The sequence below is a fragment of the Pseudoruegeria sp. HB172150 genome, from assembly GCF_013184805.1.
GTDB lineage: Bacteria > Pseudomonadota > Alphaproteobacteria > Rhodobacterales > Rhodobacteraceae > Psychromarinibacter.
This window is the reverse complement of sequence record NZ_JAATNG010000001.1, coordinates 2293728-2318667: the sequence shown is the minus strand read 5'-3', so window position 1 is coordinate 2318667 and position 24940 is coordinate 2293728. Positions and strand designations below refer to the sequence as shown.

At 67.8% G+C, this 24940-nt stretch carries 27 protein-coding genes; 26 read left to right on the top strand and 1 reads right to left on the bottom strand.

The genetic code is table 11. The annotated features are described in order from the left end of the window. Positions 1-291 precede the first annotated feature (291 nt). Complete coding sequence (locus tag HCO70_RS11115) at positions 292-621, bottom strand: MmcQ/YjbR family DNA-binding protein (RefSeq protein WP_172295854.1); 330 nt, start codon at positions 619-621, stop codon at positions 292-294. A 242-nt stretch (positions 622-863) separates the two neighbouring features. On the opposite strand from HCO70_RS11115, the gene cysS reads away from it, so the two are divergent. From cysS to HCO70_RS10985, 26 genes are all read left to right on the top strand, one after another. Further along, complete coding sequence (cysS, locus tag HCO70_RS11110; RefSeq protein WP_172295852.1) at positions 864-2267, top strand: cysteine--tRNA ligase; 1404 nt, start codon at positions 864-866, stop codon at positions 2265-2267. Positions 2268-2607: 340 nt separating this feature from the next. Beyond that, positions 2608-4227: a citramalate synthase gene (gene cimA / locus HCO70_RS11105; RefSeq protein ID WP_172295850.1), complete on the top strand. Its 1620-nt coding sequence runs from the start codon at positions 2608-2610 to the stop codon at positions 4225-4227. After that, positions 4224-4931: a trans-aconitate 2-methyltransferase gene (locus HCO70_RS11100; protein WP_172295848.1), complete on the top strand. Its 708-nt coding sequence runs from the start codon at positions 4224-4226 to the stop codon at positions 4929-4931. The genes cimA and HCO70_RS11100 overlap by 4 nt, the downstream gene beginning before the upstream one ends. Next, positions 4928-5677 (top strand): squalene/phytoene synthase family protein, encoded by a 750-nt coding sequence (locus tag HCO70_RS11095; protein WP_172295846.1) that lies wholly within the window; start codon positions 4928-4930, stop codon positions 5675-5677. The genes HCO70_RS11100 and HCO70_RS11095 overlap by 4 nt, the downstream gene beginning before the upstream one ends. 207 nt (positions 5678-5884) lie before the next feature. Continuing rightward, positions 5885-7144, top strand: a complete 1260-nt coding sequence (gene fabF / locus HCO70_RS11090) for a beta-ketoacyl-ACP synthase II (RefSeq protein WP_172295844.1) — start codon at positions 5885-5887, stop codon at positions 7142-7144. Further along, the gene (mltG, locus tag HCO70_RS11085; RefSeq protein ID WP_172295842.1) at positions 7144-8307 is read left to right on the top strand and encodes an endolytic transglycosylase MltG; all 1164 of its coding nucleotides are present in this window, start codon (positions 7144-7146) and stop codon (positions 8305-8307) included. Before fabF ends, mltG begins: the two co-directional genes overlap by 1 nt. A gap of 181 nt (positions 8308-8488) precedes the next feature. Then, on the top strand, positions 8489-9523 hold the full coding sequence (locus tag HCO70_RS11080) for a phytanoyl-CoA dioxygenase family protein (RefSeq protein WP_172295840.1): 1035 nt from the start codon (positions 8489-8491) through the stop codon (positions 9521-9523). 138 nt (positions 9524-9661) lie between these two features. After that, the gene (locus HCO70_RS11075; protein WP_172295838.1) at positions 9662-9838 is read left to right on the top strand and encodes a hypothetical protein; all 177 of its coding nucleotides are present in this window, start codon (positions 9662-9664) and stop codon (positions 9836-9838) included. Positions 9839-9855: 17 nt separating this feature from the next. Next, positions 9856-10065 carry a hypothetical protein gene (locus HCO70_RS11070; protein ID WP_172295836.1) on the top strand — a complete coding sequence of 70 codons (210 nt, stop codon included), beginning with the start codon at positions 9856-9858 and terminating at the stop codon, positions 10063-10065. A gap of 248 nt (positions 10066-10313) precedes the next feature. Further along, positions 10314-10646 carry a permease gene (locus tag HCO70_RS11065; RefSeq protein WP_172295835.1) on the top strand — a complete coding sequence of 111 codons (333 nt, stop codon included), beginning with the start codon at positions 10314-10316 and terminating at the stop codon, positions 10644-10646. Further along, positions 10564-11943 (top strand): DNA-packaging protein, encoded by a 1380-nt coding sequence (locus HCO70_RS11060; RefSeq protein ID WP_172295833.1) that lies wholly within the window; start codon positions 10564-10566, stop codon positions 11941-11943. Before HCO70_RS11065 ends, HCO70_RS11060 begins: the two co-directional genes overlap by 83 nt. A 191-nt stretch (positions 11944-12134) precedes the next feature. Then, entirely contained in the window at positions 12135-13307 is a 1173-nt protein-coding gene (locus HCO70_RS11055) for a phage portal protein (RefSeq protein WP_172295832.1), read from the top strand. Between the two features lie 103 nt (positions 13308-13410). Further along, the gene (locus tag HCO70_RS11050; protein WP_172295830.1) at positions 13411-13977 is read left to right on the top strand and encodes an HK97 family phage prohead protease; all 567 of its coding nucleotides are present in this window, start codon (positions 13411-13413) and stop codon (positions 13975-13977) included. A gap of 34 nt (positions 13978-14011) precedes the next feature. Beyond that, a complete protein-coding gene (locus HCO70_RS11045; RefSeq protein WP_172295829.1) occupies positions 14012-15208 on the top strand; it encodes a phage major capsid protein in 1197 nt (398 codons plus the stop codon). A 192-nt stretch (positions 15209-15400) separates the two neighbouring features. Then, a complete protein-coding gene (locus tag HCO70_RS11040; RefSeq protein WP_172295827.1) occupies positions 15401-16003 on the top strand; it encodes a head-tail connector protein in 603 nt (200 codons plus the stop codon). Continuing rightward, the gene (locus tag HCO70_RS11035; RefSeq protein WP_172295825.1) at positions 16000-16341 is read left to right on the top strand and encodes a phage head closure protein; all 342 of its coding nucleotides are present in this window, start codon (positions 16000-16002) and stop codon (positions 16339-16341) included. The genes HCO70_RS11040 and HCO70_RS11035 overlap by 4 nt, the downstream gene beginning before the upstream one ends. Then, on the top strand, positions 16338-16748 hold the full coding sequence (locus HCO70_RS11030) for a DUF3168 domain-containing protein (RefSeq protein ID WP_172295824.1): 411 nt from the start codon (positions 16338-16340) through the stop codon (positions 16746-16748). The genes HCO70_RS11035 and HCO70_RS11030 overlap by 4 nt, the downstream gene beginning before the upstream one ends. A 26-nt stretch (positions 16749-16774) precedes the next feature. Continuing rightward, entirely contained in the window at positions 16775-17188 is a 414-nt protein-coding gene (locus HCO70_RS11025) for a phage major tail protein, TP901-1 family (RefSeq protein WP_172295822.1), read from the top strand. After that, positions 17188-17511, top strand: coding sequence for a gene transfer agent family protein (locus HCO70_RS11020; protein WP_172295820.1), 324 nt, complete (start codon positions 17188-17190; stop codon positions 17509-17511). The genes HCO70_RS11025 and HCO70_RS11020 overlap by 1 nt, the downstream gene beginning before the upstream one ends. Further along, the gene (locus tag HCO70_RS11015; protein ID WP_172295819.1) at positions 17508-17714 is read left to right on the top strand and encodes a rcc01693 family protein; all 207 of its coding nucleotides are present in this window, start codon (positions 17508-17510) and stop codon (positions 17712-17714) included. The genes HCO70_RS11020 and HCO70_RS11015 overlap by 4 nt, the downstream gene beginning before the upstream one ends. Then, on the top strand, positions 17701-18354 hold the full coding sequence (locus tag HCO70_RS11010; protein ID WP_172295817.1) for a phage tail tape measure protein: 654 nt from the start codon (positions 17701-17703) through the stop codon (positions 18352-18354). The genes HCO70_RS11015 and HCO70_RS11010 overlap by 14 nt, the downstream gene beginning before the upstream one ends. A 10-nt stretch (positions 18355-18364) precedes the next feature. Continuing rightward, positions 18365-18997 (top strand): DUF2460 domain-containing protein, encoded by a 633-nt coding sequence (locus HCO70_RS11005; protein WP_172295815.1) that lies wholly within the window; start codon positions 18365-18367, stop codon positions 18995-18997. Continuing rightward, on the top strand, positions 18997-19884 hold the full coding sequence (locus HCO70_RS11000) for a DUF2163 domain-containing protein (protein WP_172295814.1): 888 nt from the start codon (positions 18997-18999) through the stop codon (positions 19882-19884). Before HCO70_RS11005 ends, HCO70_RS11000 begins: the two co-directional genes overlap by 1 nt. After that, positions 19881-20321 carry a peptidase gene (locus HCO70_RS10995; protein WP_172295812.1) on the top strand — a complete coding sequence of 147 codons (441 nt, stop codon included), beginning with the start codon at positions 19881-19883 and terminating at the stop codon, positions 20319-20321. Before HCO70_RS11000 ends, HCO70_RS10995 begins: the two co-directional genes overlap by 4 nt. Before the next feature lie 3 nt (positions 20322-20324). Next, positions 20325-24236 carry a glycoside hydrolase/phage tail family protein gene (locus HCO70_RS10990; protein ID WP_172295811.1) on the top strand — a complete coding sequence of 1304 codons (3912 nt, stop codon included), beginning with the start codon at positions 20325-20327 and terminating at the stop codon, positions 24234-24236. Then, positions 24229-24939, top strand: coding sequence for a DUF2793 domain-containing protein (locus HCO70_RS10985; RefSeq protein WP_172295809.1), 711 nt, complete (start codon positions 24229-24231; stop codon positions 24937-24939). The genes HCO70_RS10990 and HCO70_RS10985 overlap by 8 nt, the downstream gene beginning before the upstream one ends. Position 24940 lies beyond the last annotated feature (1 nt).

Below are 24940 nucleotides of genomic sequence, written 5' to 3'. Positions count from 1 at the left end.
TTGCGGTCCTTCGAACATGGTTGCAAGCCGGGCGAGCGGCTGCCCACGGGATGGCGCTGCTTCGGTCGAGCGAAGCGCTTTATGCCAGCCAAGTTCGCGCGCAGACCGATTGTCGCGCGCGGTCGGCAAAGCGCCAGCCCGTCGGGGCGGGCAGGCGCTATTCGGGCGGGTTGTGCTTTGCGAGAGCGCGGCGGGTTGTGCTTTGCGAGAGCGCGAGAGACAGGCTTTTCCGATCGTGTGTCGACGCCCGCTCTCGCATGCTCGTCGCGGAACCGTGCCAGCAAGGAAGCCCTAAGGCAGCGCCGCCCGCTCCGACGGGTTCAGGCTTTCGAGCGCCATCTGGTAGCTTTCGAGGATGCGGGACTTGAGCTCTTCCTCCCCGGTGGACAGGTCCAGCGTGGCCCAGTTGCCGTGCGGCAGGGTCGCGGCGCGGGCGGAGGCGGACAGGCTTTGCGCCGCGTCCTCGGCGCCGCTCTTGACCGATAGACGATCGGCGCCCTCGGCCATCATCGCGAAGACGCTGGGGCCGACGCGCCAGCAGTCGATGCCCTTGCCGAAGGACTGGTCGCGGGTCACCCCCTGCTGTGCCTCGCAGTAGGCGGCGATCTCTTCGCGGGTCATCGTGCCGTTTCTCCCGTGTTTTCAGGTGTCGGACGCACCTTTGCAGGGCGCCGGAGGCGGTGCAATGCTCTTGGCAGGACGAAGGCGCTCTGTTACGAGAACTTCATGAAGACCGGAATCATCATCTGCATCTGCTGCATTATCCGCTGACATCGTCAGGCGGGCCGGTCTTTTCGTTTCCTCTCATCTTCGAAATCGCCTAAGCCCGCCGCGGCTGCATTTGCGTGCGTGAAGGAAGCGACATGACCGATATTTGGCTCCACAACACCCGGACCCGGAAGAAGGAGCTTTTCGAGCCCCTCGATCCTGCCAATGTGCGGATGTATGTCTGTGGGCCGACGGTCTATGACCGGGCGCATCTGGGGAACGCGCGGCCGGTGGTCGTGTTCGACGTTCTCTACCGGCTGCTGCGGCATGTCTATGGCGAGAACCATGTCACTTATGTCCGCAATTTCACCGATGTAGACGACAAGATTAATGCGCGCGCGAAGGAGTCCGGGCGGCCGATCGGCGAGATCACGGCGGAGACGACGCAGTGGTATCTGGACGACATGGGCGCGCTTGGCGCGCTGGAGCCGGACGCGATGCCGCGCGCGACCGGGTTCATTCCGCAGATGGTGGCGATGATCGAGGGGCTGATCGCCTCCGGCCATGCCTATGAGGCGGAAGGTCACGTGCTGTTCCGGGTGAGGTCATACGAGGCTTACGGGAAGCTTTCGGGGCGGTCGGTCGACGACATGATCGCGGGCGCGCGGGTCGAGGTGGCGCCCTACAAGGAAGACCCGATGGATTTCGTGCTGTGGAAGCCGTCATCCGACGATCTGCCGGGGTGGGAGAGCCCCTGGGGCCGCGGGCGGCCGGGCTGGCATATCGAGTGCTCGGCCATGGCGTTCGAGTTGCTGGGGCCGTCGTTCGATATCCACGGCGGCGGCAACGACCTGATGTTTCCGCACCACGAGAACGAGATCGCGCAATCCTGCTGCGCGCATCCCGAAGGGGATTTCGCCCGTTACTGGCTGCATAACGAGATGCTGCAGGTCGAGGGGAAGAAGATGTCGAAATCGCTCGGCAACTTCTTCACGGTACACGACCTGCTGGAACAGGGCGTTCCGGGCGAGGTGATCCGGCTCGTCTTTCTCGGGACGCATTACCGGAAGCCGATGGACTGGACGGAGAAGAAGCGGGAGGAGGCTGAGGCCGTGCTGCGCGAGTGGCGCGGGCTGGTCGCGGGCGTGGAGCCGACCGGGCCCGATGCGGAGGTGGTGTCGCTGATCGCCGATGACCTGAACACGGCAGGGGCGATCACGCGGCTGCACGCGCTGGCCAAGGCGATCTCTGCCAACCCGCAGAAGGACTGCTTTTACGAGAAGGGTGTCTTCCTGGCCTCGGCGCAGGTGATGGGGCTGCTGACCGAGGCATTGAGCGGCTGGGACGCGGCGGTGGAAGTGTCGGGCGATGTCTCGGCGCTGGTCGAGACGCTGCTGACGGCGCGGGCCGAGGCGCGGAAAGCGAAGGATTTCGCGCGCGCCGATGCGCTGCGGGACGGGTTCGCGGAAGCGGGGCTGATCGTGAAGGACACCGCGGACGGTGCTGTCTGGGAGATGGGGCCGAAGTTCGACGCGGCGAAGCTGGAGGCGCTGAGATGACCTGTATGCTGAGAGACGAGGGCAGCGCCGGACCGCGCGGGGCGAGGTGGAACTGTGAGATGTCCGGCATCAAAGCCCCGGTGTCGCGAACTTGTCGGGGCCTTCGCCAGAAGCGCCGCCCCGTGTGGGGGCGGGTCGGCGCAGCCCGGCGTGAACACCGGGCGGGGCGTTTGGGTGGGGCGGTGACTCTGTTTTGCGGTGGTGCCGTTGGGCTGGTGTCGAGGGGGGCTTTCGTCTCGGCGACTTTCGCGGCGCCACCGGCGCCACGGTTCGCCTCGACCCCGCTCACCTGCGGTGAGCCCCCCCGAGGATATTTTCGACCAGAAGAAGGAGCCGGGGCATGACGCGGGAGCGGCTTTATCTCTTCGACACGACCCTGCGGGACGGGCAGCAGACGCACGGGGTGCAGTTCTCGATGCCCGACAAGGTGAAGATCGCCGAGACGCTGGATGCGCTGGGGATCGACTATATCGAGGGCGGATGGCCGGGGGCGAACCCGACCGACAGCGCGTTTTTCGCGGAGCGGCCGCAGACGCGGGCGACGTTTACCGCCTTCGGCATGACAAAGAGGGCCGGGCGGTCTGCGGAGAATGACGATGTGCTGGCGGGGGTGGTGAATGCGGGCACGCCGGCGGTGTGCCTCGTCGGCAAGACGCATGATTTCCACGTGACCACGGCGCTGGGGATCACGTTGGAGGAGAATGTCGAGAATATCCGGGCCTCGGTGGCGCATCTGGTGAAGCTGGGGCGCGAGGCGCTGTTCGATGCGGAGCATTTCTTCGACGGGTACAAGGCGAACCCGGAGTACGCGCTGGAATGCCTTGTTGCGGCCAGCGAGGCCGGGGCGCGGTGGGTCGTGCTGTGCGACACCAATGGCGGGACGCTGCCGGCGGAGGTGGCGCGGATCGTGGGCGAGGTGATCGCGGCGGGGATTCCGGGGGAGCGGCTGGGGATCCACACCCATGACGATACCGGGAATGCGGTGGCGAACACGCTGGCGGCGGTGGATGCGGGGGCGCGGCAGGTGCAGGGGACGCTGAACGGGCTGGGCGAGCGGTGCGGCAACGCGAACCTCGTGACGCTGATCCCGACGCTGCTGCTGAAGGAGCCTTATGCGAGCCGGTACGAGACCGGCGTGGGGATGGAACAGCTGGCGCGGCTGACGCGGGCGTCGCGGAGCCTCGACTCGATCCTGAATCGGGTGTCGCTGCGGTCGGCGCCCTATGTCGGGGCCAGCGCCTTTGCGCACAAGGCGGGGCTGCATGCGAGCGCGATCGTAAAGGATCCGTCGACCTACGAGCATGTGGAGCCGTCGCTGGTGGGGAATGCGCGGATCGTGCCCATGTCGAACCAGGCGGGGCAGTCGAACCTGCGCGCGCGGCTGGCGGATATGGGGCTGGAGACCGAGAAGGGCGATCCGCGGCTGGGCCGGATCCTCGAGACGGTGAAGGAGCGGGAGGAGCAGGGCTATGCCTATGACACCGCGCAGGCGTCGTTCGAGCTGCTGGCGCGGGGGGAACTGGGGCTGAAGCCGGATTTCTTCGATGTGCTGCGCTATACGGTGACGGTTGAGCGGCGGCCGAACGGGGTTGGGCTGAAAAGCCACTCGGAAGCGGTGGTGGTGGCGGATATCGCGGGGGAGCGGATGATCTCTGCCAGCGAATCGCTCGACGAGAAGGGCAGCGACCGGGGGCCGGTGAACGCATTGTGGAAGGCGCTGGGCAAGGATCTGGGGCCGTACCAGAAATTCATCGACGACATGGCGCTGCGGGACTTCAAGGTGCGGATCACGCAGGGCGGCACCGAGGCGGTGACGCGGGTCATCATCGACAGCGAGGATTCCGAGGGCCGGCGCTGGTCGACGGTCGGGGTCAGCCCGAACATAGTTGACGCGAGCTTCGAGGCGTTGCTTGATGCGATCAACTGGAAGCTGATCCGCGACGGAGCGCAGCCGGTATGAGGGACGCCTTCTACGAGCTCTATGCCGGGCTCGACAGGGAAGGGCCGGGAGAACCGGAGGATGTGATCTGGGCCGCCGGCGTGGCCGGGCTGGGGCCGGAGGCACGAATCTGCGACGCGGGTTCCGGTTCGGGGGGCGATATCCCGGCGCTGCTCGCAGTGGCGCCGGAGGGACATGTCACCGCGGTGGACAAGCACAAAGGGTTCGTCGACGAGGTGCTGGCACGGTTCGGCACCGACCGGCGGGTGACGGCCTACAAGGGTGATATCGCGAAGCTGAAGGGCCCATATGACTTCATCTGGTCGGCCGGGGCTGTGTATTTCCTGGGCGTTCCGCGGGCACTGAACTGCTGGCGGCCGGTTCTGGCGAAAGGCGGCGCTGTGGCGTTCTCCGAGCCCTGCTTCTTTGTCGAGGAACCAAGCGAGGCGGCGCGGCTGTTCTGGGACGATTACCCGACAATGGACGAGGCCGGGATCGCGATGCAGATCGAGTCCGCAGGCTACGAAGTGCTGGGCACCCGGCGGATCGCGGATGCGGCCTGGGAGCGTTATTACCAGCCGCTGAAGGCGCGGATCGCGTTGCTGCGGGATGGGGCGGAGCCGGTGATGACCGCGGTCCTTGACGCAACGGACACGGAAATCGCCACCTGGCGGACCGTGAAGGAAGAGACCGGTTACCTGATGAGTGTGGTGCGCCCCGCATGAGCCTGCAGGCCTGTGCGGATCTGGTGGGCCGGGCCGACCCGGACCGGTTCCTTGCGGCAATGGCGGCGCCGGTCGAGGCGCGGCGGGTGCTGTTTCCTGTTTTCGCATTCAATGTCGAAGTGGCCCGCGCTCCCTGGGTGACCGCCGAGCCGATGATCGCCGAGATGCGGCTGCAATGGTGGCGTGACGCGCTGGAGGAGATCGGTGGCGGTGGTGCGGTGCGGCGGCACGAGGTGGTCGATGCACTGGCGCCGGTACTGGATGCCGAAGGCGCCGCCCTGCTGGATGCGCTGATCGAGGCGCGGCGCTGGGATATCGGCGCGGACCCGTTTGAGGATGAGGACGCCTTCGGCAGGTACCTGGAAGCGACGGCGGGCCACCTGTTCTGGGCTGCGGCGCGGGCGCTGGAAGCGCCGGACAGCGACGAGCCGGGCACGCGGGGGCAGGCCTGGGCCGCCGGGCTGGCGAACTGGTTCCTCGCGATCCCGGATCTGGAGGCGCGCGGGAAAAAGCCGCTGCCGGACGGGCGCGTGGACGCGGTGCGGGCGCTGGCGGAGGAGGGGTTGCGCCGGCTGGATGCTGGTTCCGTGAGCGCGACCGCGAAGCCCGCGTTGCTGGCGACCTGGCGCGCCGGGGCGCTGCTGCGACAGGCGCGGGCGCATCCGGAGCGGGTTGGCGCGGGTGCGCTGCGGCAGTCGGAGTTCCGGCGGCGCGGCAGCCTGATCCTTCGGCGGAGCTTCGGATAGGTGATGTTACCGGGTGCCCCGCCGAACGCCCCTCTTTCCCCGCTGCGGGACAGCGATGTTTCGGCCACGAGAGTGACACGGGCCAAGCGGAGCGGCTGAAACGATTTGTAACGATCCGGCGAAGGGTTGCCTCGGGAGCGACCGTGGACTTTTCAACTCTGACGGGGTCGGCTAGAAGCAGCCAAAAGCGAAATATGGGGGCACTCCATGCGTCGAGTGGTCGTAACCGGGCTGGGGATGGTGACCCCCCTTGCCTGTGGCGTCGAGGAAAGCTGGAGCCGGATTCTGGCGGGTCAGTCGGGCGGTGGCCCGATCACCAAGTTCGATGCGAGCCGGGTGACCACGAAATATGCCTGTGAAGTGCCGCTTGGCGACGGGTCCGACGGCACCTTCAATGCCGACGACTGGATGGAGCCGAAAGAGCAGCGCAAGGTCGATGATTTCATCCTGTTCGGGATGGCCGCGGCGGAGCAGGCGGTGCGCGATTCCGGCTGGATGCCGGAGGACGAGGAAGAGCGCCTGCGCACCGGCGTGATGATCGGGTCGGGCATCGGCGGGCTGCAATCCATCGAGGCGACCACCCTGATGATGGCCGAGAAGGGCCCGCGCCGGGTATCGCCGTTCTTTATTCCCGGCGCGCTGATCAACCTTGTCTCTGGCCAGGTCGGCATCCGTTACGGTTTCAAGGGTCCGAACCACGCGGTGGTCACCGCCTGTTCGACCGGCGCGCATGCCATCGGCGATGCGGCGCGGCTGATCCAGTGGGGCGATGCCGACGTGATGATCGCGGGCGGCGCGGAAAGCTCGATCTGCGAGATCGGGATTGCCGGATTCAATGCCTGCAAGGCGCTGTCGACCAAGTTCGGAAACGAGCCGGAGCGGGCGAGCCGCCCCTATGACGCGGACCGCGACGGGTTCGTGATGGGCGAAGGCGCCGGCATCGTCGTGCTCGAGGAATATGAGCACGCGGTCAAGCGCGGCGCGAAGATCTATGCCGAGGTTCTGGGCTACGGCCTGTCGGGCGACGCCTATCACATCACCGCGCCGTCCGAGGATGGCGACGGCGCGCTGCGGTCGATGTCGGCGGCGCTGAAGCGCGCCGGTCTGGAGCCGGAGGAAGTGGATTACATCAACGCGCATGGCACCTCGACCATGGCGGACACGATCGAACTGGCCGCCGTTGAGCGGCTATTGGGCGACAAGGCGGGCGCGGCGACGATGTCCTCCACCAAGTCGGCCACGGGGCACCTGCTGGGTGCGGCGGGGGCGATCGAGGCGATCTTTTCGATCCTCGCGATCCGCGATCAGGTGGCGCCGCCGACCATCAACCTCGACAATCCGGCGGTGGAATCGCAGCTGGATCTGGCGCCCAATGCCAAGCGGGAACGCGAAGTGAAGGTGGCGCTGTCGAATTCCTTCGGGTTCGGCGGCACGAATGCGTCGCTGGTGCTGGGGCAGGCCCGCTAATGTGGCGATCCGTCGCCTCGAACGGCCTGACATTGCTGATCGTCCTGCTGGCGGTGGCGGCGGCGGCCGTCGGCTGGGGCCGGGCACAGTACAAGGGCGATGGGCCGCTGGCCGAGGCGATCTGCCTGCAGGTCGAGCCGGGTTCGAACATGACTGCGGTTGCGGATGACCTGGAGGCGCAGGGCGCGGTCAGCCATCCCAGCATCTTCCGGATCGGCGCCGATTACAGCGGCAAGGCGGGCGCGCTGAAGGCGGGGAACTTCCTGATCGACGAAGGCGCGTCGATGGAGCAGATCGTCGATGCGATCACCGCCAGCGGGCGCAATACCTGCGGGACCGAGGTGGTCTACCGGATTGGTGTGAACCACGAGACGTTCCAAGTGCGCGAGCTGGATCCGGGCACGAACCGGTTCGTGGACGTGGTGAACTATTCGCCATCCGATGAAGGTATCGAGCAGTCGCAGGAGCTGTACGAGCAGTACCGCGACGCGACCGGGACGCAGTTCCGGATCGTGGTGGCCGAGGGTGTCACCTCGTGGCAGGTGGTCAACGGGCTGAACGCGGTGGACGTGATGACCGGCGAGGTCACCGAGGTTCCGGCCGAAGGATACCTGGCGCCGGACAGCTACGAGATCCTGAAGGGCGACGACAGGGGCGAGCTGCTGGCGCTGATGGAGACGCGGCAGGCGGACCGGATCGACGCGGCGTGGCAGAACCGGTCGGACGACCTGCCGTTCGAGACCAAGGAAGAAGCGGTGACGCTGGCCTCCATCGTCGAGAAGGAGACCGGCGTGGACGAGGAGCGCGAGAAGGTGGCCTCTGTCTTCGTGAACCGGCTGGAGCAGGGGATGCGGCTGCAGACGGACCCGACGGTGATCTACGGGATCACGGGCGGGCAGGGTGTGCTTGGGCGCGGGCTGCGGCAGAGCGAGCTGCGGGCGCGGAATGAGTACAACACCTATGTCATCGAGGGGCTGCCGCCGACGCCGATTGCGAATCCGGGCGTGGCGGCGCTGGAGGCCGCGCTGAACCCGGCGGATACGAAATTCCTGTTCTTCGTGGCGGACGGGACCGGCGGGCATGCTTTTGCCGAAACCCTGGACGAGCACAACGCCAACGTCGCCAAGTGGCGCGCCATCGAGGCGGAGCAGAGCGGGAACTAGGGTCGGAGCTGTTGCCGGATCCCGGTTCTGAACCCAGCGATACAGGCCAGGGGCCTCCGGCGGATTTCCGCGAAACTTTCCTGTTCCGGGAGGATAGCAGGCGGCTGGGACCGGGCGGTGCCTCTTGAGGTGCCCGGTTCCCGGAGGTAGCATTTCCTGACTGTAAACGGTGCCGTTGCATATGCATCCGAAAGATATTGCCCTTCTTCCTTTCCAAACGCTTGCCGTCGCAAGCGGGTCGAAGTCGTTCCGCCACAACAGGGTGATCGGCAGTCCGGCGCTGAACCGGCGGGGACTGCATGTGCAGCGCGTCAAGCTGGCGGAGCAGATCGCGGACGCGCGGCGGCGCAGGCTGCGGCGGCTGGCGTCGCCGGAGCATCGCGAGATGTTCGGGGAGCTGGGTTACATCTCCGTCGAGAACGCGCTGCCGGACGAGCTGTTCGCCGCGGTGACGGAAGAGGTGGAGACGACGCCGTTTCCGGCGCGCGAGATGAAGCAGGGCAATGCCGTCACCCGGTTCATCACCCTGTCGCCGGAGGTCCTGCGCAAGACGCCGGCACTGGCGCAGACGATCCGCGGCGACCTGTTTCAGGGGCTCATGCGCTATGCCGGGGCGTCGAATACCGATCCTCTGGTGACGCTGCACACCGTGCTGACCAATCCCGGCAAGGGACGTCCCGATCCGCAGACCGCGTTCCATTCCGATACCTTTCACCCGACCTCGAAATGCTGGCTGTTCCTGCGGGAGGTCGAGATGGAGGACGGGCCGTTCTCTTACGTGCCCGGCTCGCACCGGATGACGCCGGGGCGGCTGGAATGGGAGTACGAGCAGAGCCTGACTGCCCGGGAACACGTGAATGGCCATCATTCCGGGGGATCCTTCCGGGCAAGCGAAGACGAGTTGCGCGCAATGGGCTATCCGGCGGCGGTGCCGTTTCCGGTGAAGGCAAACACTCTGGTGGTGGCGGATACTCATGGGTTCCACGCGCGACAGCCGAGCGCGCGGCCGTCGACGCGGCTGGCGCTATATGCGTCGCTGCGGGTGAACCCATTCAACCCGCTGGCGGGGCCCGACATCATGGATCTGCCTGGGCTGCGCGGCCGGAAGGCGCAGTTGCTCGACATGTACCGGGCCGCAGAGGCGCGCATCTCGGGCAAGAAGGAAAGCCAGCCGCTGGTCGGCGAGGTTCTGGCCGCGTCTCCCGCCGTGCGGTGAGACGGCGGGCCACGCCGGAATAGCGAGGCGACCGCAAATGCGCTAGGCTGAGGGAGACGGGAATCCATGCGGCCGGGAGGTGCCGCTGCGAATCCCGCAGGTTGCCGAATTGATCGTATTCGTACTGGGAGGTGTGCGATGACCGAAAAATCCAAGCAATCCGCCGCGAAGGCCCCAAAGGGATCAGATACCGGGATCGTGGTGGAGGCCGAAGGACAGGTTCCGGAGGCCGACGAGAATTTCGAACATACCCTGCGGCGCCTGGTGCTCGAACGGGAGCAGCAGCGGGCCAAGAACTTCGGGCTGTACCGATGAGGACGACGGCGAGACCGATGATACTGGGCGACCATGTTTTCACCGAGGATGGGGCGTTCGACGGCATGATCGGCGGCGACGCGACCGTCGCCGAAGGCGTGGAACTGACCCTGAAGGGAATGGTTGGTGGCGATCTGCTGGTCGAGGCGGGCGCGGTGGTCCGGCTGACGGGCATGGTTGCCGGCGATACGATCAATCGCGGCGGGTCGGTCATCGCGGATTGGTAAGCCGGGGTTCGCGTGATGCGCTGCCCGTGGTCGGGGCCGCGTGTGGGGGGGCGGCTTTGCTTAACCAAGGTTACGCGTTTATGAACGCGCGGATCGGTAACGCATTGTAAACAATAAACTTCTTGACCCGGCGCGCGGTCTTTTGTAGAAATCCGACATGCTGGAAGAAATGGGCGAGCGGCCCCCGGGATACCCGGGCGGCCGTTTTTTCGTTTCTCTCGTGCGGAGCAGCATGAGAGGCGGGCGTTATGACTTTGATCAGGCTGACGGGCGATGGCGACGATTCCGAACGGGATGCCGGCGTCGAGATCGCGGAACGGATGTTCCTGGATGCGCTCAGCGCGGTTGAGGCGATTACCGAGAAGATCAGACGACAGGAACTGGACGCGTTGCGGGAGATGCCGAAGGCGGCTTCCGAGGCGGGCGCGGCAACACGACAACTGCTGACGGAGAAGAACCGTGTACTTGAGCAGAAGAAAAGAACTTCCGGACTTGTCCATGGCTTTGCCATCGACTTCGACGCCGCCAGAGCTGAGATCGGGCGCCGCCTGGCTCGCCTCCGCGCCGCCGGAGGTGGCTGAGCAATTCCTGCGAGACCTGAGCGAGGGAGCGCTGCTGGCGCTCCCTTTTCTTTTCGAATTCTGGGCGCTGCCGCATCAATTGCCGCCGGAGGGTATGTGGCGGTCCTGGGTGATCCTCGGCGGGCGCGGCGCCGGCAAGACGCGGGCCGGGGCGGAATGGGTGCGGTCGCAGGTCGAGGGCGCGCGGCCGCTGGACGAGGGCCGGGCGCGGCGCGTTGCGCTGATCGGCGAGACGCTGGATCAGGTGCGGGACGTGATGGTGTTCGGGGACAGCGGGATCCTGGCCTGTTCGCCGCCGGACCGGCGGCCGGAATGGGAAGCGACGAAGCGGCGGCTGGTCTGGCCGAACGGGGCGGTGGCGCAGGCGTTCTCGGCGTCGGAGCCGGAAACGCTGCGGGGGCCGCAGTTCGATGCGGCCTGGGCGGATGAGCTTGGGAAATGGAAGCGCGGCGAGGAAGCCTGGGACATGCTGCAGTTCGCGCTGCGGCTGGGCGACGATCCGCGGCAGGTGGTGACGACGACGCCGCGCAATGTCGAGGTGCTGAAACAGCTACTGGACGCGCCTTCGACGGTGCGGACCCATGCGCCGACCGCGGCGAACCGGGCGTTTCTGGCGGAGTCCTTCCTGGCCGAGATGCAGGCCCGCTATGGTGGGACGCGGCTGGGGCGGCAGGAGCTGGACGGGGTTCTGCTGGAGGATGCGGACGGGGCGCTTTGGACCGGGGCGGCGCTGGAGGCGCTGCGGGTCGGGGAGGCGCCGGAGCTGGACCGGGTGGTGGTGGCGGTGGACCCGCCGGTGACCGGGCATGACGCGTCGGACGACTGCGGGATCGTGGTGGTCGGCGCGGTGACGCAGGGCCCGCCGCAGGAATGGCGGGCCTGGGTGCTGGAGGATGCGAGCGTCTCGGCGGCCTCGCCCAAGGTCTGGGCCGAGGCGGCGATTGCGGCGCGGGATCGCTGGGACGCGGAGCGGCTGGTGGCCGAGGTGAACCAGGGCGGGGATCTGGTGGAGAGCGTGCTGCGGCAGGTCGATCCGCTGGTGCCCTACCGGTCGGTGCGGGCGGCGCGCGGCAAGGCGGCGCGGGCGGAACCGGTGGCCGCGCTTTACGAGCAGGGGCGGGTGATGCACCTGCCGGGGCTGGGCGCGCTGGAGGAGCAGATGTGCCGGATGACGGCGCGGGGATTCGAGGGCAAGGGCTCGCCGGACCGGGTGGATGCGCTGGTCTGGGCGCTGCATGAGCTGATGGTCGGCCCGGGGGCGGCCTACCGGCGGCCGCAGATCCGGGCGTTGCGGTAGGGGCGCTGTCCCGGCGGAGGGTCTGGTGGCGGGTGCGGGAGCCTCCGGCGGGGATATTTTCGACCAGAAGAAGCAGGCGGTCCGCCCTTGCCAGAGCGCGCGTGGGGTCGGGTTTCTGAACAAGGCATGCGGTGCGGGCGCCCCGGGGCGGCTGCGGGCGCGTGTCGGATGGTTACGAGGAAGGGGCGGCGATGTTCGAGTTTCTGAAACGGCGCACGGACGAGGCGCCGGAACGCAAGGCCTCGGCCACTGGGCGTGTGGCGGTCTGGCCGGGCGCGGGGCGTGTGGCCTGGTCGGCGCGGGACACGGCCAGCCTGACGCGGACCGGGTTCGCGGCGAACCCGGTGGGGTTCCGCTCGGTCCGGCTGATCGCGGAGGCGGCGGCGGCGCTGCCGCTGCTCTGCCAGGACGGGACGCGGCGGTACGAGGCGCATCCGGTGCTGGCGCTGCTGGGACGCCCCAATGCGGCGCAGGGGCGGGCGGAAATGCTGGAGGCGCTTTATGCGCAGCTGCTGCTGAGCGGGAACGGCTATGTCGAGGCGGTGGGCGGCGAGGCGGGGCTACCGGTGGAGCTGCATGTGCTGCGCTCCGACCGGATGAGCGTGGTGCCGGGGGCGGATGGCTGGCCGGTGGCGTTCGAATATGCGGTGGGCGCGCGGAAACACCGCTTTGCGGTGGGCGACGGGGTGTCGCCGGTCTGCCATGTGCGCAGCTTCCATCCGCAGGACGACCATTACGGGTTTTCGCCGATGCAGGCGGCGGCGCAGGCGGTCGACGTGCACAATTCGGCGTCGCGCTGGTCGAAGGCGCTGCTCGACAATGCGGCGCGGCCTTCGGGGGCGATCGTCTACAAGGGCGCGGACGGGCACGGGACGATGGCGGCGGACCAGTACGACCGGCTGCAGTCGGAGATGGAGAGCTATCATCAGGGCGCGGCGAATGCCGGGCGGCCGATGCTGCTGGAAGGCGGGCTGGACTGGAAGCCGATGGGCTTCTCTCCGTCGGACATGGAGTTCCAGAAGACCAAGGAAGCGGCGGCGCGGGAGATCGCGCAGGCCTTCGGGGTGCCGCCGATGCTGATCGGGATTCCGGGGGACGCGACCTATGCGAACTATCAGGAGGCGCATCGGGCGTTCTACCGGCTGACGGTGCTGCCGCTGGCGGCGAAGGTGACGGCGGCGCTGGCGCACTGGCTGAGCGCCTATGCCGGCGACGAGGTGGAGCTGAAACCCGACCCGGACCAGGTGCCGGCGCTGGCGGCGGACCGCGATCAGCAGTGGAAGCGGGTCTCGGAAGCGCCGTTCCTGTCGGACGAGGAAAAACGGGCGCTGCTGGGGCTGCCGCGGGTCTGCGGCGCGGACTGAGCTTTCGGGCTGCGGTTCAGGTTCGAAGCGGCTTGGGCGCGTCGGGTACGCGACGGCTGTTACGCAACGGCGGGCGGAGCGCGATCAGGGAAAGGGTAGGGGCATGTTGGACGAGATGGCGGGTGCGCTGGAGCACAAGTTCTGCCGGCTGGGCGGCGATCTGACGGTGAAGGATGGCTGCGAGATCGAGGGCTATGCCTCGCTGTTCGGGCAGGCGGATCAGGGCGGCGATATCGTCGGGGCGGGCGCCTATGCGAAATCGCTGGCGGCGCTGCAGGCGAAGGGCGGACGGGTGAAGATGCTGTGGCAGCACGATCCGGTCCAGCCGATCGGAGTCTGGGACGAGGTGCGCGAGGACGGCAAGGGGCTGTACGTCAAGGGACGCATCCTGACCGATGTGGCGCGCGGGCGCGAGGCGGTGGCGCTGCTGGGGGCCGGCGCAATCGACGGGCTGTCGATCGGCTACCGGACCGTGCGGGCGGAGAAGGATGGCAAGGGCCGGCGGCTCTTGTCCGAGCTGGAGCTTTGGGAAGTGTCGCTGGTGACCTTTCCGATGCTTCCGGGCGCGCGGGTCGGCGCGAAGGGGGACCAGCCCGCTTCGGCAGAGGACCTGATGCGCGAAGTGGCGGTGGCGCTGATGACGGCGCGCCGGAAGCTGGCCCAGGGCTGAGTCAGCGGAGCGATCCCAACAGAGGAGAGGCGGGATGAGCAAGACCGAGTGCGGGGCTCGGCCCGGGCGAGATGTGCCGGGCGGGCTGTCGCCGGCCGAGGCGGTGAAGACCGAACTGGCCGGGCTGGTGGACGACCTGGGGAGTTTCCAGGCCGAGATGAAAGCGAAGTTTCAACAGCAGGAAGAGCGTATCATGATGCTTGATCGGAAATCCCTGACCCGGGCACGCCCGGTACTGGCGTCTGCCGCCGAGGAAGAGCCGCCCCACAGCAAGGCCTTTGCCGCCTATGTCCGCACCGGCGACGATGACGGGCTGCGCGGGCTGGCGCTGGAAGGCAAGGCGCTGGCGACGAGCGGCGACGGCGGATACCTGGTGGATCCGCAGACCTCGGAGACGATCCAGAGCGTGCTGAACGCCACGGCGTCGCTGCGGCGCGTGGCGACGGTGGTGAATGTCGAGGCGACCTCCTACGACGTGCTGATCGACACCACCGAGGCCGGGGCCGGCTGGGCCACCGAAACCGATCCGAGCGCGGAGACCGGCACGCCGACCATCGAGCGCCGGGTGATCCCGCTGCACGAGCTGAGCGCGCTGCCGAAGGCGTCGCAGCGGCTGCTGGACGACAGCGCCTTCGACCTTGAAAGCTGGCTGGCGGGGCGGATCGCGGAGAAATTCGCGCGCGCCGAGGCGGCGGCCTTTATCGGGGGCGACGGCAACGACAAGCCGACCGGGTTCCTGGACTACACGACCGCGACGAACGGGACCGAGACCTGGGGCGAGCTGGGGCACGTGATCACCGGGGCGGATGGTGCGTTCGACGGGACCGATCCGGCGGATGCGATAGTCGATCTGGTCTATGCGCTGGGCGCGCAGTACCGGGCGAACGGTACCTTCGTGATGAACTCGAAGACCGTGGCGTCGGTGCGCAAGCTGAAGGACAGCGACGGCCGGTTCCTGTGGTCGGACGGGCTGGCGGCGGGCGAGCCCGCGCGGCTGATGGGGTATCCGGTGCTGGTAGCGGAGGACATGCCGGATATCTCCACCGGAAGCCTGTCGATTGCCTTCGGCGATTTCCGCGCCGGCTATACCATCGCGGAGCGCCCGGACCTGCGGATCCTGCGCGATCCGTTCTCTGCCAAGCCGCATGTGCTGTTCTACGCGACCAAGCGCGTGGGCGGCGATGTGGCCGATTTCAACGCCATCAAGGTGCTGAAGTTCTCGGCCTCCTGACCGGAGGCCGGGTAAGGCGTTCCGCGGGGCATCGCGCCTCGCGGGGCGTGCGGGCGCGCGCCGGGAAGCCGTGCTGTCTAGCTGTTTCCCTCTGTCCGAGCGGTGCGGTGGCGCGCGTCCGCTCCATGTGAGTGCGGCGCGGGAGAGGTAACGACCGTCCACCGGGGCGGGACCCGATTTCGGAGACAATCCATGATGTTAGTGGAACAGACCACCGTGGCGACCGAGGCGTTGCCGGTGACGGAATTCAAGGACCATTTGCGTCTGGGCAGCGGGTTTTCCGATGACGGGGTGCAGGACACGGTGCTTGAAGGCTATGTGCGTTCCGCCCTGGCGGCGATCGAGGCGCGCACCGGCAAGGTGCTGTATTCGCGGGTCTTCGTCTGGACGCTGGACCGGTGGCGGGAGCTGGCGCGGCAGGCGCTGCCGGTGGCGCCGGTGACGGCGGTCAGCGGGGTCAGGCTGTTCGACCGGGACGGGGCCGAGACGGTGATCGCGGCGGATAAATACAGGCTGCAGATGGATAGCCAGCGGCCGCGGCTGGTGTCGACGGTGCTGCATCTGCCGCTGATCCCGACGCATGGGACGGCAGAGGTGACGTTCACGGCAGGGTTCGGCACGTCCTGGGACGATATTCCGGCAGACCTGTGCCAAGCGGTGCTGCTGCTGGCGGCGCATTACTACGAGAACCGGTCGGCGGTTCTGGCCGGGGAAGCGCCGGTGCCGTTCGGGGTGAGCCTGCTGATCGACCGGTACCGGACGGTCCGGCTCTTCGGGGAAGGCGGTGCGCGATGACGCGGCCGGTGCTGAACCGGCGGCTGACGCTGGAGCGGCCGCTGCGTACGCGGGACGAGGCGGGCGGCTATGTGACCACGTGGGGTGTGCTGGGCACGCTCTGGGCTTCGATCAGGCCCGGGACCGGCCGGGATGCGGAGAGTGCGGGGCTGACCGTGTCGACGGTGCCTTACAGGATCACGGTGCGGGCGGCGCCGGTGAGTTCGCCGCAGCGGCCCGTGCCGGGGCAGCGGCTGCGCGAGGGGACGCGGATGTTCGCAGTGCTGGCGGTGACCGAGGCGGATGACGACGCCCGCTACCTGACCGTGTTCGCGCGGGAAGAGGAGGTGGCGTCATGACATATGCCATGGGGTCGGCGCTGCAGGAGGCGGTGTTTCAGCGGCTTGAGGCGGATGCGGTGCTGGCGGCACTGGTGGGTACGTCGATCTACGACTCGGCGCCGCAGGGGCCGGTGCCGGGGCTTTACGTAACGCTGGGGCCGGAGGATGTGCGCGACCGGTCGGACGGGACCGGCGGCGCGGCGATCCACGATTTCACGGTCAGCGTGGTGACGGACGAAACCGGGTTTCAGGCGGCGAAGGCGGCTGCCGCGGCGGTGTCGGATGCGCTGGTGGATGCCGGGCTGGCGCTGGCGCGCGGGCGGCTGGTGTCGCTGAGCTTCCTGAAGGCGCGGGCGCGGCGGGTGTCGAAGAGCGCGCAGCGGCAGATCGACATGACCTTCCGCGCGCGTGTCGAGGACGACTGAGTTTTCAAACGGTTGGAGTGACGGATATGGGTGCCCAGAACGGCAAGGACCTTCTCATCAAGCTCGACATGACCGGGGGCGGGTCGTTCTCGACCATTGCCGGGCTGCGGGCGACGCGGATCTCTTTCAACGCCGAGAGCGTCGATGCGACCAGCCTGGAGAGCGCGGGCGGGTGGCGCGAGCTGCTGGCGGGCGCGGGGGTGAAATCGGCGGCGATCTCGGGTTCGGGCGTGTTCCGCGACGAGACCACGGACGAGCGGGCGCGGCAGATCTTCTTTGACGCCGAGATGCCGGATTTCCAGGTGATCATCCCGGATTTCGGCACCATCGAGGGGCCGTTCCAGGTGACCTCGATCGAATATGCCGGGACGCATAACGGCGAGGCGACGTACGAGCTGTCGATCGCCTCGGCGGGTGCGCTGACCTTTACGGCGGCGTGATGGCGAACCCTTGGGCGGGCGAGGTGGCGCTGGTCGTCGATGGCAAGCGTCACGTGCTGAAGCTGACACTGGGAGCGCTGGCGGAGCTGGAGGCGACGCTGCTGGCGGACACGCTGGTCGGGATGATCGAGCGGTTCGAGGCGGGGCGGTTTTCGACGCGCGACGTGCTGGCGCTGGTGGTCGCGGGGCTGCGTGGCGGCGGGTGGCGCGGGGCGGCTGCGGATCTGCTGAGCGCGGAGATCGAGGGCGGGCCGGTGGAGGCGGCGCGGGTCGCCGGGCAGCTGCTGGCGCGGGCGTTTGCCCTGCCCGAGAGGGCGGAGTGAGCGGCTTCGACTGGCCGCTGCTGATGCGCGCGGGGATGCGCGGGCTGGGGTTGAGGCCGGGCGAGTTCTGGGCGCTGACCCCGGCGGAGCTGGTGCTGCTTCTGGGCGGTGGTGAAGGGACGGCGCCGCTGACGCGGGACCGGCTGGAGGAGCTGGCCGCGGCCTATCCGGATGCGAATGGAGGGACGGATGGACGAGATTGACGCGCTGGAAGACCAGATCGACGCGCTGGAGCGGTCTCTGGGAGGGGCGGCGGCGGTGGCCGCGGCATTCGACGGCGAATTGCGGTCGATGGGATCGACCATCGCCGATACGGGTCGCGAGGTGCGGGTGCTGTCGGGCGGGATCAGCCGTGGGCTGCGCAATGCGTTCGACGGCCTGATCTTTGACGGCATGAAGCTGTCGGACGCGCTGCGGGGCGTGGCGCAGTCGATGGTAGATGCCGCGTACAGCGCAGCGATCCGGCCGGTGACGTCTCATTTCGGCGGTATGCTGGCGCGGGGCGTGGAGAGCATCGTTCAGGGCGGGTCGCTGTTCGAGAAGGGCGGCGCCTTTACCCAGGGGCGCGTGGTGCCGTTCGCAAATGGTGGCGTGGTGTCGGGGCCGGTGTCTTTTCCGATGCGCGGCGGCATGGGGCTGATGGGCGAAGCGGGGCCGGAGGCGATCCTGCCGCTGGCGCGCGGAGCCGACGGGCGTCTGGGTGTGCGGAGCGACGCGGGCGGGCGACCCGTCAGCGTTGTCATGAACATCCAGACGCCGGATGCCGAGAGCTTCCGGCGCAGCCAGTCCCAGATCGCGGCGCAGATGGGCCGGGTGCTGGCGCGCGGCCAGCGCAATCGCTGAGGAGGGCGCGATGCAGTTTCACGAGGTACGGTTCCCGGCGTCGCTGAGCTTCGGCTCTGTCGGCGGGCCGGAGCGGCGCACGGAGATCGTGACGCTGGCGAACGGATTCGAGGAGCGCAACACGCCCTGGGCGCATGCGCGGCGGCGCTATGATGCGGGCGTTGCGATGCGCTCGATGGACGATGTCGAGACGCTGATCGCGTTTTTCGAGGCACGGCAGGGGCAGCTTTACGGGTTCCGGTGGAAGGACTGGTCGGATTACAAGTCCTGCCCGCATTCCTCGGCACCGGGGTATGAGGATCAAGAGATCGGCGTCGGCGACGGAGTGACCACGGCGTTCCAGCTTCAGAAGGTCTATGCCTCGGGGGCGCAGAGTTATGCGCGGCCGGTGAAAAAGCCGGTGGCGGGGACGGTGCTGGTTGGACTGAACGGCGTGCTGCAGGCGGCGCCGGGCAATTATTCCGTGAATGACGCCACGGGGGTGATCACCTTTGTATCGGCGCCGGCGCTGGATGCGGTGGTGACGGCAGGGTTCGAGTTCGACGTGCCGGTGCGGTTCGATACCGACCGGGTGCAGGTATCGGTTGCCTCGTTCAACGCGGGCGAGATGCCGGATGTGCCGGTCGTCGAGGTGCGGGTCTGATGGCGTTTCCCGAAGATCTGAAGGCGCATCTGGAAACCGGCGTCACGACGGTGTGCCGCTGCTGGTCGGTGGTGCGCGGGGATGGCGTGTCGTTCGGGTTCACGGATCACGACGAGGGGCTGGCCTTTGGCGGGACGACCTTTGTGCCGGACAGCGGGATGACGGCGGCGGCGATCCAGTCGGGCACCGGGCTTGCGGTCGACAATACCGAGGCGGTGGGTGTGCTGAGCGATGCCTCGCTGTCGGAGGCGGATATCCTGGCGGGGCGGTTCGATGGGGCCGAGGTGACTGCCTGGCTGGTGAACTGGCGGGACGTGGCGCAGCGGGTCGTATTGTTCCGCGGGTCCATCGGCGAGGTGAAGCGGGGCGGTGGCGCGTTTCAGGCGGAGCTGCGGGGGCTGGCGGAGGCGCTGAACCAGCCGATGGGACGGGTGTACCAGACGCCCTGCGCGGCGGTGCTGGGGGATGCGGAGTGCGGGTTCGACACCGGGGCGAGCGGGTTCTTTGCCGAGGTGGCGGTGGAGAGCGTGGAGGACCGGAAGCGGTTCACCTTCACATCGCTGGGGACCTTCGCGGACCGGTGGTTCGAGAAGGGGCGGTTCACGGTATTGGATGGCTCGGCGGAGGGTCTGGTGGCGGTCGTGAAGAACGACCGGCGGCGGACCTCGGACCGGATGGTGGAGATCTGGGAGAGTCTCGGGGCCGAGGTTTCGCTTGGCGACACCGTGCGGATCGAAGCCGGGTGCGACAAGCGGGCGGCGACGTGCCGGGACAAGTTCGCGAACTTCGTCAATTTCCGGGGGTTTCCGCATATTCCGGGTGAGGACTGGCTGATGGCCTATCCGAGTTCGGCGCGGCCCAGCGACGGCGGGAGCCGGCAGCGATGAGCGGCGTGGGTGAGGCGGCGCTGGCGGAGGCGCGTGGGTGGATCGGGACGCCCTACGTGCATCAGGCGTCGGCGCGCGGGTTCGGGGCGGACTGCCTCGGGCTGGTGCGCGGGGTCTGGCGGGTGCTGTATGCGACCGAGCCGGAGATGGTGCCGGCCTATACGCAGGACTGGTCCGAGGCGGGCAGGGTGGAGCGGCTGTGGGCGGCGGCTATGCGGCATCTGGCGGAGGCGCCAGGCGCGGAAGCCTCGGGCGACGTGCTGCTTTTCCGGATGCGGGACGGCGGGGTGGCCAAGCACCTGGGAATTCAGGGAGACGTAGGGGCGGCGCCGACCTTCGTGCATGCCTATTCGGGGCATGCGGTGATGGAAAGCCCGCTGTCCGCGCCGTGGCGGCGGCGGATCGTGGCGCGGTTTCGGTTTCCGGAAAGGGGCTAGGGTATGGCGACGATAGTTCTGTCGGCCGTGGGCTTCGCGGCCGGACAGGCCGTTGGCGGCAGCGTGCTGGGCCTGTCCTCTGCCGTGATCGGGCGCGCCATCGGCGCGACGATTGGCCGGGTGATCGACCAGAAGCTGCTGGGGCAGGGGTCGGATCCGGTCGAGCACGGCAAGGTGGACCGGTTTCGGCTGAGCGGGGCGAGTGAAGGCGCCCTGGTGGCGCAGATGCACGGCCGGGGTCGCGTGTCGGGGCAGGTGATCTGGGCGACGGAGTTCCTGGAGACGGCGACGACCTCTGGCGGCGGCAAGGGCGGGCCGCCGAAGCCGAAGGTGACGGAGTATTCCTACAGCGTGAGTCTCGCCGTGGCGCTGTGTCGTGGCGAGATCTCAGGCGTGGGGCGGATCTGGGCGGACGGGCGGGAGCTGGCCGCGGATGAGATCTCGCTGCGGGTCTATCATGGGGCTGAGGATCAGCTGCCCGATCCGAAGATCGAGGCGGTGGAGGGCGCCGGGATGGCGCCCGCGTATCGCGGGACCGCCTATGTGGTGATCGAGGATCTGGAGCTGGGGCCGTTCGGCAACCGTGTGCCGCAATTCAGTTTCGAGGTGTTCCGTCCGGCGCCGTCGGGGTTGCCGGGGGTGGTGGATGATCCGTCGCGTGCGGTGAAGGCGGTGGCGCTGATCCCGGGGACCGGGGAATACGCGCTCGCGACGACGCCGGTGCATTTCGAGATCGGTCCGGGCGAGAACCGGTCGGCAAATGTGAATTCGCCGGTCGGGAAGCCGGATCTGCTGGTGTCGCTGGACGGGCTGAAGGCTGAACTGCCGAACTGCGGCTCGGTCTCGCTTGTGGTGTCGTGGTTCGGCGACGATCTGCGCTGCGGGGCGTGCGAGATCAAGCCAAAGGTGGAGCAGAAGCTGCAGGACGGGGCGGGGATGCCGTGGGTGGTCTCCGGGCTTGGCCGGTCGGGTGCCACGGATGTGCCGAAGGGCGCGGAGGACCGGCCGCTTTATGGCGGAACGCCGACGGATCGCTCGGTGATCGAGGCGATTCAGGCGTGCAAGGCTGCGGGGCAGGACGTGGTGTTCTATCCGTTCATCCTGATGACGCAGCAGGCTGAGAACGGGCTGACCGATCCGTGGACCGGGGATGCGGATCAGCCTGAATTTCCCTGGCGGGGGCGGATCACGTTGTCCGTGGCGCCGGGGGAGCCGGGGAGCCCGGATCAGAGCGCGGTGGCGGACGCTCAGGTGGCGGCCTTCTTCGGGTCGGCGGCGACGGGAGATTACTCGCAGACCGCCGATGGAGTGGATTATTCGGGTCCGGCGGAATGGTCGTTCCGGCGGTTCATCCTGCATTACGCGAACCTCTGTGCGGTTGCGGGTGGGGTGGATGCGTTCTGCATCGGATCCGAGATGCGCGGGCTGACGCAGATCCGGGGGGCGAGCGGCTTTCCGGCGGTGGCGGCGCTGCGTGTGCTGGCTGGTGAGGTGCGCTCGATCCTGGGGGCCGGTTGCAAGATCGGCTATGCGGCGGACTGGTCGGAGTATTTCGGGTATCATCCTCAGGACGGGTCGGGTGATGTTTACTTCAACCTCGATCCGCTGTGGGCGGATGCCGATATCGATTTCGTCGGGATCGACAATTACATGCCACTGTCCGACTGGCGCGACGGGGACGCGCATGCGGATGCTGGGTGGGGATCAGTCTACAACCTCGATTACCTGACAGGGAATATTGAAGGCGGGGAAGGGTACGACTGGTACTATTCCGACGGCGCGGCGCGGGAGTACCAGGTGCGGACGCCGATCACCGACGGGGCTCATGGCGAGCCGTGGGTGTTCCGGTACAAGGATCTGCGCAACTGGTGGACCAATGCGCATCACGAGCGGATCGGGGGCGTGCGGCAGGGCTCGCCTACGGTTTGGGTGCCTGAGAGCAAACCGATCTACTTCACCGAGTACGGCTGCGGCGCGGTCGAGTACGGGACCAATCAGCCGAACAAGTTCCTCGATCCGAAGTCGTCGGAATCCTCCTTGCCGTATCATTCGAGCGGCCGGCGGGACGACTTTGTCCAAATGCAGTACCTGCGCGCGATGACATCGTATTACGCGTCTGTGGCAAACAATCCTGTGTCGTCGGTTTACGGCCAGCGGATGGTCGACATGTCGCGCGCGCATGTCTGGGCCTGGGACACGCGGCCTTACCCGTCTTTCCCGGCGCGGGATGAATTGTGGAGCGACGGGGAGAATTACCTGCGCGGTCATTGGCTGAACGGGCGGGCGTCGGCGCGGTCGCTGGCGGGGCTGGTGGCGGAGGTGTGTCTGGCCGCCGGGGTCACGGATTACGACGTCGAGAAGCTCTACGGGCTGGTGCGCGGTTATGCCGGGGATGCCGAGACCGGGCGGGCGGCGTTGCAGCCTCTGATGCTGGCCTATGCGTTCGACGCGCTGGAGCGGGAAGGCAAGCTGATCTTCCGCTGCCGGGACGGGCGGGCGGTGGCGGCGGTTGCTGCGGAAGGGCTGGCTGTGTCGCCCGAGGCAGAGACCGATCTGGCGCTGGTGCGGGCGCCGGGGGCGGAGACCTCGGGGCGGTTGCGATTGTCGTTCATCGAGGAAGGCGCGGATTACGAAACGCGGGCGGAAGAGGCGGTGCATCCTGATGAGGCGACGCAGAGCGTGGCGGGGTCCGAGCTGCCGCTGGTTCTGACTCGGACGGAGGCGCGCGGGATCGTTGAGCGCTGGCTTGCCGAGGCGCGGGTTGCGCGGGATACAGCAGCTTTCGCTCTGCCGCTGTCGCAGATGTCTTTGGGTGCGGGCGACGTTGTGTCTCTGCCGGGGGAGGCCGCGTCTTATCGCATCGACCGGGTCGAACTGGCGGAGTTTCAGATGATCGAGGCGGTGCGGGTGGAGCCGAAGCTCTACACACCGTCCGATGCGGTGGAACTGGGGCCGCGGGCGCGGCCTTACGTGGCTCCGGTGCCGGTTTATCCGTTGTTCCTGGACCTGCCGCTCCTACGTGGGGATGAGGTGCCGCATGCGCCCTACGTGGCGGCGGCGGCGCGTCCCTGGCCGGGGTCAGTCGCGGTCTACGACTCTTCGGCCGACGAGGGATACGAGCTGAACCGGGTGCTGTCTTCGGCTGCGGTGATCGGGACGACCGAGACGGTGATGGCGGCGGCAGAGCCGGGTGTGCTCGACCGCTCGGCGGCGCTGCGAGTGAAGCTGGTATCGGGGGTGCTGGCTTCGGCAAGCCTGGCGGAGGTTCTGAACGGCGCGAACGTGGCGGCGATCGGGGACGGGACGCCGGGGAACTGGGAGGTGTTCCAGTTCGCCGATGCCGAATTGGTGGATGAGCGTACCTACGAGCTGTCATCGCGGTTGCGCGGGCAGGCGGGCACCGACGGGGTCATGCCGGCGAGCTGGCCTGCGGGCAGCATTTACGTGCTGCTGAACGGATCGGCGCAACAGATCGACCTGGCGCTGTCGAAGCGAGGACTGGCGCGGCATTACCGCATCGGGCCGGCGCGGCGCGGGTATGACCATCCGTCCTACACGCATGTGGTGGAGGCATTCGACGGGATCGGGCTGCGGCCCTATGCGCCGGTGCATTTGCGGTGGGTGCGTGACGGATCCGGGAATGATGTCGTGAGCTGGGTGCGGCGGACGCGGGTGGATGGCGACAGCTGGCAGTCGACGGAGGTGCCGCTGGGCGAGGAGAGCGAGAGCTACCTTGTGCGGGTCATCGAAGGGGGTTCGGTGGTGCGCGAGGTCAGTGTTTCGGCGCCGTCCCATTCGTATTCGGCTGCCGCCAGGTCGGCGGATGGTGTGAGCGGCAGTTACCAGTTGGATGTGGCGCAGGTGTCGGCCCGGTTCGGGCCCGGGCCTTTCAGGAGGATCGTGATCGATGGATGAGACCTTGCAACTGGCGCTGCCGCTGCTGCAGCCGGCGCAGGCGCAGAAACATGTGACGGTAAACGAGGCTCTGGTTCGGCTGGACGGGCTGACGTATCTGACGTTGCAGTCGATGGATACCAGCACGCCGCCGGGTTCGGCGGAGGATGGCGAGAGCTACGGCGTGCCGTCGAGTGCGACTGGCGACTGGGCGGGGCATGCGGGAGAGGTTGCGATCTGGTCGAATGGCGGCTGGGTTTACGTGCAGCCGCGCACGGGATGGCGCGGCTGGGTCGTGGATCGGCACGCGAGCGCCTTGCATGACGGTTCGGGATGGGTCGAAGGCGGAGTTGCGGTTTCTGTCAACCGGGCTGCATCGGCGCTGCGGGTGCTGGAGTTCGACCATACGATTTCGGCCGGGGCGACATCCACCACCAGTGTCGAGATCCCGCAATACGCTTTGGTTTTCGCGGTGACCGCCCGGATCAAGACGGCGTTCAGCGGGGCACTTGCCAGCTGGGATTTTGGTGTGTCTGGGGCGACAGACCGGTATGGGTCCGGTCTTGGGCTGGCGCAGGGATCGTGGGTGTCGGGGATTACCGGACAGCCGGTGACCTATTACGCCGACACGCCGCTAGTCCTGACCGGGAACGGCGGCGATTTCTCGGGCGGAGAGCTGCGGGTGGCGATCCATTATTACAGCGCGACGCCGCCGGAGGTCTGAG